The organism is Hydrogenophaga sp. PAMC20947 (assembly GCF_004795855.1).
Taxonomy (GTDB): Bacteria; Pseudomonadota; Gammaproteobacteria; order Burkholderiales; family Burkholderiaceae_C; genus Hydrogenophaga.
The window spans coordinates 2,866,331-2,878,019 of the sequence record NZ_CP039252.1; the positions used below are offsets into that span (position 1 = coordinate 2,866,331).

14 protein-coding genes are annotated in these 11,689 nt (G+C 62.1%); 2 read left to right on the top strand and 12 right to left on the bottom strand.

Annotated elements, in window-relative coordinates; all coding sequences use genetic code 11:
* Positions 1-17 precede the first annotated feature (17 nt).
* Positions 18-506 carry a heme-binding protein gene (locus E5678_RS12980; RefSeq protein WP_136178912.1) on the bottom strand — a complete coding sequence of 163 codons (489 nt, stop codon included), beginning with the start codon at positions 504-506 and terminating at the stop codon, positions 18-20.
* Positions 507-574: 68 nt separating this feature from the next.
* A complete protein-coding gene (locus E5678_RS12985; RefSeq protein WP_136178913.1) occupies positions 575-1,435 on the bottom strand; it encodes a fumarylacetoacetate hydrolase family protein in 861 nt (286 codons plus the stop codon).
* Between the two features lie 157 nt (positions 1,436-1,592).
* Here E5678_RS12985 and E5678_RS12990 point away from each other — a divergent pair, with 157 nt between their 5' ends.
* Together E5678_RS12990 and E5678_RS12995 are read left to right on the top strand one after the other, a co-directional pair.
* The gene (locus E5678_RS12990) at positions 1,593-2,180 is read left to right on the top strand and encodes a malonic semialdehyde reductase (protein WP_136178914.1); all 588 of its coding nucleotides are present in this window, start codon (positions 1,593-1,595) and stop codon (positions 2,178-2,180) included.
* Positions 2,181-2,254: 74 nt separating this feature from the next.
* A complete protein-coding gene (locus tag E5678_RS12995) occupies positions 2,255-2,977 on the top strand; it encodes a GntR family transcriptional regulator (protein WP_136178915.1) in 723 nt (240 codons plus the stop codon).
* 77 nt (positions 2,978-3,054) lie between these two features.
* On the opposite strand, the gene E5678_RS13000 is transcribed toward E5678_RS12995, so the two are convergent.
* From E5678_RS13000 to E5678_RS13045, 10 genes are all read right to left on the bottom strand, one after another.
* Positions 3,055-3,684: a cupin domain-containing protein gene (locus tag E5678_RS13000; protein WP_168708559.1), complete on the bottom strand. Its 630-nt coding sequence runs from the start codon at positions 3,682-3,684 to the stop codon at positions 3,055-3,057.
* Positions 3,681-4,658 carry a tripartite tricarboxylate transporter substrate binding protein gene (locus tag E5678_RS13005; protein ID WP_168708560.1) on the bottom strand — a complete coding sequence of 326 codons (978 nt, stop codon included), beginning with the start codon at positions 4,656-4,658 and terminating at the stop codon, positions 3,681-3,683. Before E5678_RS13005 ends, E5678_RS13000 begins: the two co-directional genes overlap by 4 nt.
* Positions 4,659-4,737: 79 nt before the next feature.
* The gene (locus E5678_RS13010) at positions 4,738-5,718 is read right to left on the bottom strand and encodes an MBL fold metallo-hydrolase (RefSeq protein ID WP_136178918.1); all 981 of its coding nucleotides are present in this window, start codon (positions 5,716-5,718) and stop codon (positions 4,738-4,740) included.
* 76 nt (positions 5,719-5,794) lie between these two features.
* Positions 5,795-6,259: an OsmC family protein gene (locus tag E5678_RS13015; protein WP_210731910.1), complete on the bottom strand. Its 465-nt coding sequence runs from the start codon at positions 6,257-6,259 to the stop codon at positions 5,795-5,797.
* 31 nt (positions 6,260-6,290) lie between these two features.
* Positions 6,291-6,683: a YciI family protein gene (locus E5678_RS13020; RefSeq protein WP_136178919.1), complete on the bottom strand. Its 393-nt coding sequence runs from the start codon at positions 6,681-6,683 to the stop codon at positions 6,291-6,293.
* Between the two features lie 90 nt (positions 6,684-6,773).
* A complete protein-coding gene (locus tag E5678_RS13025) occupies positions 6,774-8,093 on the bottom strand; it encodes a TRAP transporter large permease (RefSeq protein ID WP_136178920.1) in 1,320 nt (439 codons plus the stop codon).
* A 93-nt stretch (positions 8,094-8,186) separates the two neighbouring features.
* Entirely contained in the window at positions 8,187-8,714 is a 528-nt protein-coding gene (locus tag E5678_RS13030; protein WP_136178921.1) for a TRAP transporter small permease subunit, read from the bottom strand.
* Positions 8,715-8,738: 24 nt separating this feature from the next.
* The gene (locus E5678_RS13035) at positions 8,739-9,827 is read right to left on the bottom strand and encodes a C4-dicarboxylate TRAP transporter substrate-binding protein (RefSeq protein ID WP_210731911.1); all 1,089 of its coding nucleotides are present in this window, start codon (positions 9,825-9,827) and stop codon (positions 8,739-8,741) included.
* 57 nt (positions 9,828-9,884) lie between these two features.
* Positions 9,885-10,754, bottom strand: coding sequence for a dioxygenase (locus tag E5678_RS13040; RefSeq protein ID WP_136178922.1), 870 nt, complete (start codon positions 10,752-10,754; stop codon positions 9,885-9,887).
* On the bottom strand, positions 10,751-11,611 hold the full coding sequence (locus E5678_RS13045) for a fumarylacetoacetate hydrolase family protein (protein WP_136178923.1): 861 nt from the start codon (positions 11,609-11,611) through the stop codon (positions 10,751-10,753). Before E5678_RS13045 ends, E5678_RS13040 begins: the two co-directional genes overlap by 4 nt.
* Positions 11,612-11,689: the final 78 nt, after the last annotated feature.

Sequence of the window (11,689 nt, forward strand, 5' to 3'; positions counted from 1 at the left end):
CCTGTGATGGCCTGCTTTTAAAGCTGGCTCTGGTTCCAATCCGGAGCGGCTGCTTCCGGTTCGCTTTTCAGTCCTGCGGCTTGAATGGCCGTGATGGCGCAGAACTCGTCCTTGTCCGAGGTGTCGCCGCTGATGCCCACCGCGCCCACCGCGAAGCCGCCGGCGTCCAGGATCAACACACCACCCGGAACCGGGATGAACTGGCCTTGGGCCGCTGCGGCCAAGGCGCTCTGAAATGCTGGACGTGCAGCGAGTCGGTCGCGGATCATCCGGGTCGACATGCCCATGCCCAAGGCGGCAGCGGCCTTGCCGCGGGCGATATCAAAACGCAACATGCCACAGCCGTCTTCGCGTTGAAAGGCCACGAGGTGCGCACCGACATCCAGGACGGCCACCGCCAGCGGTTGCATGTTGTGTGCACGGCCCGTGGCCAGCGCGGTTTCAATGATGGTGTTGGCCTGGCTCAGGGAAAGGCTGACTTGAAGAGGACACAAGGTTTCAGACATGCAGGAACTCCTGTCGGGGTGGGCTCGGGGACCGGTGGATGTGTGTAGGTTGCGCGGGCTGCGTGGGGTTACGCGACCACCTCGTTGGCCAGAATGCCGATGCCGTCGATCTCGATCTCGATGCGGTCGCCCGCCTTCATCCACACTGGCGGCGTGCGCGCATAACCCACCCCACCCGGCGTGCCCATCACCACCACATCACCCGGCTCCAGGGTCAGCGACTCCGACAACAAGGCAATCGTGCGCGCAACGCCAAAGGCCATGTCGCCCGTGTTCGCGCTCTGCATCACCTGCCCGTTCAGGCGCGACTCGATGCGCACACCCGAGCAACCCGCTGGCAGCTCGTCGGGCGTGACCATGCAGGGACCAAAGGCGCCCGTGGCATCAAAGTTTTTGCCGATGGTCCACTGCGCCGTCTTGCGCTGGTAATCGCGCAGCGTGGCGTCGTTGAAGCAGGCGTAGGCAAAGACCGATTTCAAAGCGTCGTCTTGCGAGACAAAGCGCGTGCGCCGCCCGATCACCACAGCCAGCTCTGCCTCGAAATCCAGCTTGTCCGAGACCTTGGGCACTTGCAGCGGCGCGCCGTGGGCCAACAAGGAAGTGGCACAGCGCAGGAAGATGGAGGGGTAGTCGCCAATGGTGTTGCCACCTTCTTTGGCGTGGTCGATGTAGTTCACCCCCAGGCAGATCACCTTGCCCGGGCGGGGCACGCAGGGCAGCAGACTCACCTCGGCCAGCGGCAGCGATGTGGCCTGGGCCGCCCGCTGGGGCAGCTCAGCCAGCAGCGCGGGCCAGCCCGCTTCGTCGGCCAGCAAGGCCATCAGCGAGCGGGGCACATCAGCGCCCATCGCTTCGCTGGGCACCACAGCCCCATCGCGCAATACGCCCCAGTTCGGGCCTTCGGGGGTTTCAAAACTGACCAGTCGCATCGCGGTTCCTTTGGCGGGGAAATAGGTAGGTGGAGATGGCGCTCGGTGAACAGTGACAAAAAGCCCACAACACCCAGCGTTGTATTGGGAAGTGAGCTTAAACGATTATTTATGTTTTAATCGATTTAAGTCAGCTAACTTCGTTGGTATATACCCTATGACAGAATTCAATCATTTAATCGAATCGCTTTTTGAAGAGGCCCGATCCCACGCCCACTGGCTGGCCGAACCCGTCAGCGAGACGCTGTTGCGCTCTTTGTACGAACGCGCCAAATGGGGCCCCACCTCCATGAACAGCCAACCCATGCGGCTCCAGTTTGTGGTGAGCCAGGCCGCCAAACAGAAACTGGTTGAATGCATCAACGTGCCCAACCGGCCCAAAGCCCTGGGAGCGCCTGTGACGGTGATCGTGGGGCAGGACCTGTCGTTTCCAGAAACCCTGGCCACCCAGTTCCCCCACAAGACCGACGCCTTGAGCTACTACGAGGGCAAGCCCGAACTGGTGGCGTCCACCGCCCTGCGCAACAGCAGCCTGCAAGGGGGTTACCTGATCATGGCCGCGCGGTCGCTGGGGCTGGACTGTGGTCCGATGTCGGGCTTCGACAACGCGGCGGTCGACCGGGCCTTCTGGGCAGGGACCACCGTAAAAACCAACTTCCTGTGCAATCTGGGCCACGGCGACCCGGCTTCGCTGCACCCGCGGGGTCCGCGTCTCTCTTTTGATCAGGTCTGCCGGTTCGTCTGACAGGCCCAGCCGCCCTACGAGGCTCGAAGGGCACTCCAAGGGCACATAATCGATTAACAGATATCATCCGCACCATGGCACGCAAAAACGCACTCACCGAAGTTTCTGCCCGTGGCGGCACCACGGCAACCCGCGCGAGCGCGGTGTACGAACAGCTGCGTTCTGACATTGCCCACGGTGTGCTCGAGCCGGGCAGCAAGCTGCGTGTTGAGGCCATGAGCACCCGGTACAACGTTGGGGCCAGCCCCATACGGGAAGCCCTCAGCCGTTTGTCTTCCGAAGGTCTGGTTAGCCGAACAGACCTGCGTGGATTCAGCGTGGCCGGCTTGAACTGGGATGAACTGCCCATCCTCACGCACAACCGCGTGCAGCTGGAAAGCATCGCGTTGAGTGAGTCCATCGAACACCGCGACCAGGCCATGGAGGACGAGCTGGTCTTGCTGGTCCACAAGCTATCGCGCACGCCCCGTTCGCTGTCCGAAGAGCAGTTCGTCACCAACCCGGCGTGGGAAGCTTTGCATTTCGAGTTTCACCGTGCCTTGTTGTCGCGATGCCCTTCGCGCTGGATGCGCTCCTTCTGCGACAGCCTCGCCGACGAAGCCTACCGGTTCCGCCAGGTGGCAGCCGGCAAGACCTTCAGCTCACGCAACGAACACGCGGAGCACCAGGCCATTTTTGAAGCGGTGATCGAAGGTCGAAAGGAAGAGGCGGTGCGCCTGTTGACCGATCACTACACGCGCACAACGACCGTGATCGAGTCACAGGTGAAGGAAAGCGCCGACGCTGCACCGGTCTGACCCGGCCGTACTGCGCTCCCGCCCTTCACGGGAATGACAGGGCCGCCCGCCGGGCAGACCTTGTTAATCACCCCGAATCAGGCGCCGTCCACTGCGGCCAGCAGCGGCGGCAAGGCAGGGTCAAACTGCCCGTCGATCAAGACAAACAGGATGCGGCAGGGTTTGCCAGACCGGTTGGCCCAGGCGTGGTTGGTGCCCCGCTCCACGGCGAAATCGCCGGTGCGCATCAGCACCTCTTCCTGGTCCAGAACCAGCGTGATTTCGCCTTCCAGAATCAGGCAATAGTCAACGGTTTGCGTCCGGTGGATCAGCGGATGTTTGGCCTTGCCGGTGCGGTTGGTCGAAGCCGCATCGGTGCCAAATGCACCCCATGCCTCTCGCGTGCCTGCGGCATCGAGCTTCTCCAGCCACTCGCCTTCCGGGCCAAATTCGACGATGCGCACCACCGTGCCGCTCTTCGGCGGCTCCAGCTTGATGGAGCGGCTGGTCGTGGGGTCAACATCGTTGCCTACAAAGGCTGGCATCTCCTGGGTCATCCAGAGCTCGGTGGCGCAAAAACCCACCCGGCGGGGGTTGGTTCTCACCACCGGCGCGGCGCCGTCTTCGCTCACGATGGACCGCCCCTGGCTGTCGTGCCCGGTGACGATGCGTCGAACCACCCCCTGACCAGCGGGAACTGGGGACTTCTGTGCAGAAACTTCGCTCATTGCGGGGACACTCCAGTCTGTTTGATGATGCCACCCCATTTGGTGACTTCCTTGCCGAGGTAGCTGCCGAATTCGGCCGATGAACCTGCTTTGGCATCCAGCCCAGCGGCGGCCAGTCGTTCGCGGTACTGCGGTTTGGCCAAAGCTTCATTCACGATGCCGTTGATGCGCGTGGCAATGTCAGCCGGTAACTTGGCGGGGCCAAACAGACCCACCCAGGTGTAGTCCTCAAAGCCCGGGAACCCGGACTCGGCGACGGTGGGCACATCCGGCAACGAAGGGTTGCGCTTCAGGCTGGTGACGGCCAGGCCTTTGACCATGCCGCTGCGCACCAGCGGAATCGCCGGCGGCAAGGCCACGCTGGCGACCTGCACCTGGTTGGCGGCGGTAGCCTGCAGGGCCGGGGCGGCGCCCTGGTACGGAATGTGGGTGGCGTCCAGCCCGCCCAGCACCCGCAACACGTTGTCGCCGGTCAGGTGGGGCGTGCTGCCGATGCCGGCTGAGCCATAGGACACGCTCTTGCCTTTGTACAGTTGCAGAAACGCCTTCAGGTTGGGGGCCGGCTCGCTGGAATGGGCCACCAGGATGTTGGGGCTGTCGGCGATCAGACTCACGGGCGTGAAATCCTGAAGCACATTGAACCCCGGATCTTTGTAGAGCGTCTGGTTGACCGCGATCGAACTCGTGGTCACCAGCAGGGTGTAGCCATCGGCCGCATCCTTGGCGACAAGACGCGCCGCGATGTTGCCCCCTGCCCCGCCCTTGTTTTCGACCACCACCTGCTGACCCAGTTTCTCTTGCAGCGCCTGGGCGACGATGCGTCCAGCGATGTCGGCCGGGCCGCCTGGCGCAAACGCCACGACGATGCGGATCGGTTTGGTGGGCCAAGTCTGTGCCTGAACCATGGGGGCCTGCAATGCCGTGCCGAGCACGAACACACCGCCTAAAGCCTGCACTATGCGTCTGCGTTTCATGTCAATTCCTGGTTGTTGCCCCGCTTCTGGACCTGAAACACCAGATGGCGCGGGTGCAACCATCTGGCAGGAAGCTCATTCAGGGATGGCGTGAAGAAAGAGGGATCACCTGGTCCCGCTCCAGACGGAAAGCCATCAGGTCTTCTCCGATCAATAGCGGCCCTGAATAAGTTTTGCGGGCCAGCTCCAGCACCGTCGCTTCGTTCACAGCAGGCACCGCGGGTGTTCCAAGCAGAACAAAGTGGTAGAAAACGGCCAGCCGGGGCTTCACACGGCTGAACACGGTCCCGGCCTCTTCGGGTGAGGTGTGGTGTTCCATGATCACTTTGAAGGCTGGCAGCTTCAGAAGCTCAGGTCGGGCCGCCGCCACCTGGTGGATCAAGAGATCGGTGCCAGCGGCTTTGTCGATGAGGTTCTCGCTGAAGCGCGTGTCCCCCGACACCGTGACCGATCGACCCTCAAAATCAACACGGTAAGCAAATGCGGGTTGCAACAGTTCACCGTGGTCGACTTCGATCGCCGTCACTTTGAGCCCGCCAGCGTCGAACACCACACCGGGCTTCAGTTCGGTGACATTCGACCCAATGGCCTTGGCGTCCAGCCCTTGATCAGCGATGCGGGCCTTGATGTCCCAGTCAAAAGCTTGGGCCAGGCCACTCATCAGGTTCTGCGTTCCCACAGGGCCATAAACCACCAAAGGCCCCTTTCGCTGTGCATAACCCGCCTCCAGCCAGCCGGTGAGCCAAAGGTCGGGCAGGCCCACGATGTGATCGGAGTGCAAGTGGGTCAAAAGCACCGCATCCACCTGGCCCAGGCGCAACCCGGCCTGCATCAACCGCTGTGTGACGCCTCGGCCCGCGTCGATCAGCAAGCGCTTGCCGCCTGCCTGAATCAGTACACCCGGTCCAAAGCGCCGCATCACCGGAGCCGGACTGCCCGTGCCAAGAAGCGTGACGCGAAATTCGTCTGCAGCTGCCGGCTGGGCGTGCGCTTGAGCCAGAACGGCGGTGTGCGATGACAACACCACCAATGAAATGAGAGCCAGCAAAATGCGTTTCATAGATGTCTCCGGAGAAGGACGATCAAGCAAGGCACAGCGCAATCGTGATGGGTACGCGACGAGAGAAAACGATGGTTCAGATAGGAGTGGTGGTCCAGAGTTCGGTCAGCTGTGTGCCTGACGCGCGCACCAGCTTGGCGATCGGACAGAACATGGCGAGCTCACGTTGAAGTTGTTCCATTTGTTCGGGGGTGGCGTCGGTGGCCACATCGATGTGCAGCGTCATCGCCGGGAAGGGCACGGCCACCTCTTCCACCAGCGTCACGCCACGTCGGTCAAAGTCGGCCTCCAGGCGCAGGCTCATGGCACCGAACGTGATGCCCATCCGGTGCGCGATCTTGTGGCTGATCACGCTGGTGCAACCCACCAGGGCAGCGGCAAAGGTTTCGGTTGGGCTGAAACCCAGGTTGGTGCCACCCCGTTCGGTGGGTTCGTCGATGGTGGTCGACAGGTCGCGCACGGTGACATCGGTTCGGGCGTGTGAAATCACCTCGCCTTGCATCCGCATCTTGATGGTGGTTTTGGGTCGGATATTGACCATGTGTGTACTCCGTAGAAGTGATGTGATGGTTTCAGGTGACGGTGCGAAAAGGCTCGGAATAGCGCACGGTCACGGTGTAGGAGCCCTCGTTGAGAAGCCACGGCCTGACCAGAAAAGTCCGCGCGCCGCTGCGGTGCATGGGGTCGGCTTCGGCCAGCGCCCGGGCTTCTTGCATCGAAGCCGCCCGCACAATGACCATGCCTTCACCGCTCCACTCCGTTTCGCTGTCGTTGGCGAAAGGGCCTGCGCCGAACGTGATGCCACGGGCCTCCAGGTCTTTCTGGTACCGCAGGTGTTCTGCAAGGTGCTCACGCACCGCGTCCAGCCCGTTGGCGGGTTTCGTGAAGATCACATACAAGGGCTTGGCCAGCACCCCTTTGGCGGTAACGTGGTTGATGTGTTCTTGCCAGCTGTTTTGGCTCATGATGGGACTCCGTGCGGAACGTTCAGGAAAGCAGGATGCTCGGGCGCTGGTGCGGCGCGAAACCCCACAACAAAATGCGAAGCCTTGGCCTCATAAAAAAGCCAGACTGATCTGCGGAAAGGCAATCAACAGGGCCAGCACCACCAGCATCACCGCGGCAAAGGGCAAGGCCCCCATGAACACATCGTTCAAGGTGATGGAGGGGTCGTCGATGGTGGCCTTGATGACAAAACAAGAAATGCCAAAGGGCGGCGTGAGCAAGCCGATCTCAGCGCCCACCACTGTGATGATCCCGAACCAGATCAGGTTGATGCCAAAGGGCTCCAGCGCGGGGAGAAACAAGGGCACCACGATCAGGATGATGGAGGCCGTGTCAATGATGGTGCCCAGCAGCAACAGCAAAGTCACATACAGCAGCATGAATGAGGTCAACGACATGTTCACCCCACCCAGCCATTCGCCAAACAGGGTGGGCAGGCCGGCGATGCCCATCATGCGGCTGTAGATGGACGCTGCAATGATGAGAAACAGGATATTGGCGGTGATGTGCCCGGTGTCGACCAGCGCACCCCAGATGGCCTTGAAATTCAAGCGACCCTTGACCGCGCCAATGATTGCCGCCACCACGGTGCCCGCTGCGCCCGACTCCACCGGGGTCAGGATGCCGCCATAAATGCCGCCCAATACAACGGAAACCAGCAGCAACACGGGGCCCAGCTTCGCGGCGCCCTCCTTGAGCACAATGCTGAGCGGCGGGCGTTTGTGGCCCGAGAGTTCACCCCCCACAAAACCGGAGGCAAACCGGACCATCAACAGAATAGCGACGCAGTATGCAACCGACAGCAGCACACCAGGCAAGACGCCGGCCAGGAACATGGCGCCAACCGATTGCTCTGTGACCACCGCGTAAATGATCAACATCGTGCTGGGCGGAATGATCATGCCCAGCACCGAGCTGCCCGCCACAATGCCCACCGCGAAGCGCTTGCCATAGCGGTAACGCACCATCTCCGGTATCGCCACCTTGGCAAACACGGAGGCCGATGCAATGGACGAACCGGTCACCGCCGCAAAGATGGCATTGGCCGCCACGGTGGCCAGCCCCAAGCCACCACGCACCTCTTTGAAGAGCGTGTTGCCGAAGTCGTAAACATCTCGCCCCAGGCCACAGCGGCTGACCACCAGCCCCATCATGACAAAGAGGGGAACCGTCGCAAACGCCTCATCAGTAACCGAATCGGCCATGGCCAGCGACAGCAAATTGAAAGCGACGTCGACGTTGCCCTTGAGCAGCCAGACACCCAGGAAAGACACCATACCCAAGGCGATCGCGATGTGGGTACCCGCGTAGATAAGCACCACGATCGCCACCACCGAAGCCAATCCGACATTGACGCTGCTGAATTCCATCAAGATCTCGATCCAAAGAAGGCGTGGTGCCCGCCGCCATGGGCGGGCACCGGTTTGAAATGGAGGGGAAAGGCCGGGGAAACTGACGCTGCCTCAGGGCGCAGGCGCCCGCCGCCACGCAGCAATGGCTTGTCGGGTGAACTCGATGAAGGTCACGATCAAACCGAGCACGATGATGGTTTTGATCGGCCAGACCTTGACCGTGAACACTCCCACATTGCCCATGAACTCGTCGCGTTCGTAGGACTCCAGCAGCAAAGGAACCGAACCCCACAGGCCCAGCACCATGTAGGCTGCGCCCAAGGCTAGAAACACGGCTTCCATGCGCCATGCCAGGCGCGGGCGCTTGGCATGCAGCAGGGTCAGGAACGAATCCGCCCGCGTCAACCGGTGCGTCCGGACCGCGTCGGCCAGCTGGAGAAAAACGATGCCGATGATGGAGATCTGGATCAGCTCGGTCACACCCGCAATGGGACTGGCGAAGAGGCTTCGCCCCATGGCATCGGAAGTGACCAGCAGCACCAGAAACAGGATCCAGAGTGATCCCAGGGCGTTCAGGCCGACCACCAGTCGGTCAAAAAGCCCCAGGTTTTCCGTTGGGGTAGAGACGGCTTCGCTCACAGGCGCTCCTGGTTGGGCGGGTGCTTACTCGCGGTCCCACTGCCGCTCGATCGGCTGCTTGGCGGCGCGCATGGCATCCATGTAGTACTTGAGCATTTCGCTGCCTTGCGCGCCTTCTTTGTCCAGGCCTGCCGCCCACTGCTGGGCCAGATTCGGCAAGGCCTTGGCCCAGGCTGTGCGCTCTGCCTTGGGCAAGTCATGCACCGTGCCGCCGGCTTTCTTGTAGTCGGCCACGCTGGACGCGCCCTCTTCCTTGGCCAGCTTGGCCAGCAGGTCGCGGTATTCGATGGCCACGTCTTGCAGGATCTTCTTCACCTCGGCCGGCAGCTTGGCCCAGACGTCGGCATTGACCGTGAGGACCTTGGTGTTGACCGCTCCGATGTCGGCTTTCAGCATGTTGGGGGCGACTTCGGCCATCTTGAAGGTGGCGGCGGCTTCAGGCCACAACAGGCTGCCGTCCACCACACCAGTCTGCACCTGGTTGTAGTAGCCCGTCAGCGGGCCTGATACGCCCACGGCGCCCACCGGCTCCAGGTAACGCAAGTTGAATCCCGCACCCGCAACTTTGAGCCCCTTCATGCCGGCCAGCGACTTGACCGCGGGCTTGGTGAACACCTGGTAGGTGTCCAGCACCACGGCATTGGTCAGGTAGACCTGGTTGTAGGAAGCAAACGTCTTTTTGATCGCGGGAAATTTGTCTGCCATCTCGTCGATGGTCTTCGACACCAGCTCTGGATCGTTGGTCACAAACGGCGTGGCGTAGGCCACGGCCAGGATGTTCATCTTGTCGCCGTAGATGGCGGTGGTCACGATGCCGATGTCGCCCAAGCCCTTCTGGATGCCTTCCAGCACACCATTGGGCTTGACGATCTGGCCTGCCCAGGCCTGGTTCCAGCGGATCTTGTACTTGTTGTCCTTGGCCAGCCGCTTGTCGACTTCCGGAATGTAGAACTCGATGAACTCCTTGATCCAGAGCGATTTCGGCGGGTAACCGTCCACCGCCGTGAGGTTGATGGTGGTCTGGGCAACTGCCGGCATGCTGGTGGCGGCCAGGGCCACCAACAATGCGGCCAAGGGCTGGCGAAGGGACACGGGTTTCGGGTAGCGCTTCATGGTCTGTCTCCTGGTTTTTTTAGGCGAGTGGACTCGCCGGGGGCGAACGTCGATGGGTCAGGTCTGTTGGGCGGGGGCCAGGCGCAGCTCGATGCGCATGACCAGACACTCTTTGCAAGTCAAGCCGTGGCGTTGGCACAGGGCTTCGTCTTCGGTGGGCTCAAACTGGCCCACCAGCGCTTCGCGCACGCCAAAAACGGCGTCGTTGTCGAGGTAGGCGTCGTCGGCATCAAAGAGTTCGGTCACCAGGCTTCTGTAACCGGGCGCGGACACGATCACATGGCCATGGGCCGAACGCCATGAGCTTCGCTGCGCGGGCTCAACGAGGTCGTGCCAAACCGGTCCATCGGTCGGAATCTGGTAAGGCACCGGGCGGATCGTCGCCATCTCGAAACACCCGTTGCCATCTACCTTGAGCTGGCAGCGCAAGTTGTCGGTGGGTTGCGCGTCATCGACCTGCCAGTAAAGACCGTTGGCGGCGTTTTGCCAGTAATCCAGCGAGGCCTGTGGCAGTGGCCTGCCAGCGGTGTCACACACCCGCCCGAGGTAGATGACGCGCTGCCCGGCGTTGTCGCTGACCAGGTTGGCCGGGTTGTCCAGCCAGGGTGACCCGACCGTGTGGAAGGGGCCGAGCACACTGCCCGGCGTGGCCCCCGGCACACTGGCCATCAGATCCACCAGACTGGAGATGCCCAGCACGTCCGAGAGCAAGGAGAACTCGCTGCGGCTGTCGCTGCTGATGTCGGCGCAGCGGTGCAAAAAAGCCAGGGCACCTCGCCACTCTTCGTGCGTCAGCGTCACCTCTTTGGCGTAGGTGTGCAGGGCCAGCACCAGCTTCTGCACCAGCTCACGGCGGCGCGCGTCGGGCAAGCCTTCAAAGCTGCTGGCCGCGATGGTGGTGAGATTGTCGAGGTTCACATTTCTCATGCGACCACCTCATTGGAAAGGATGCCGATGCCGTCGATCTCGATCTCGATGCGGTCGCCCGCCTTCATCCACACTGGCGGCGTGCGCGCATAACCCACCCCACCCGGCGTGCCCATCACCACCACATCACCCGGCTCCAGGGTCAGCGACTCCGACAACAAGGCAATCGTGCGCGCCACGCCAAAGGCCATATCGCCCGTGTTCGCGCTCTGCATCACCTGCCCGTTCAGGCGCGACTCGATGCGCACACCCGAGCAACCCGCTGGCAGCTCGTCGGGCGTGACCATGCAGGGACCAAAGGCGCCCGTGGCATCAAAGTTTTTGCCGATGGTCCACTGCGCCGTCTTGCGCTGGTAATCGCGCAGCGTGGCGTCGTTGAAGCAGGCGTAGGCAAAGACCGACTTCAAAGCGTCGTCTTGCGAGACAAAGCGCGTGCGCCGCCCGATCACCACAGCCAGCTCTGCCTCGAAATCCAGCTTGTCCGAGACCTTGGGCACTTGCAGCGGCGCGCCGTGGGCCAACAAGGAAGTGGCACAGCGCAGGAAGATGGAGGGGTAGTCGCCAATGGTGTTGCCACCTTCTTTGGCGTGGTCGATGTAGTTCACCCCCAGGCAGATCACCTTGCCCGGGCGGGGCACGCAGGGCAGCAGACTCACCTCGGCCAGCGGCAGCGATGTGGCCTGGGCCGCCCGCTGGGGCAGCTCAGCCAGCAGCGCGGGCCAGCCCGCTTCGTCGGCCAGCAAGGCCATCAGCGAGCGGGGCACATCAGCGCCCATCGCTTCGCTGGGCACCACAGCCCCATCGCGCAATACGCCCCAGTTCGGGCCTTCGGGGGTGTCAAAACTGACGAGTCGCATCGGTTTTCCTTGTCCAGATTGGAGGGCGGGCTGTGAGGCAGTCAATGGGTCGAGTGGTCCCATCAGCAGAATCGATTT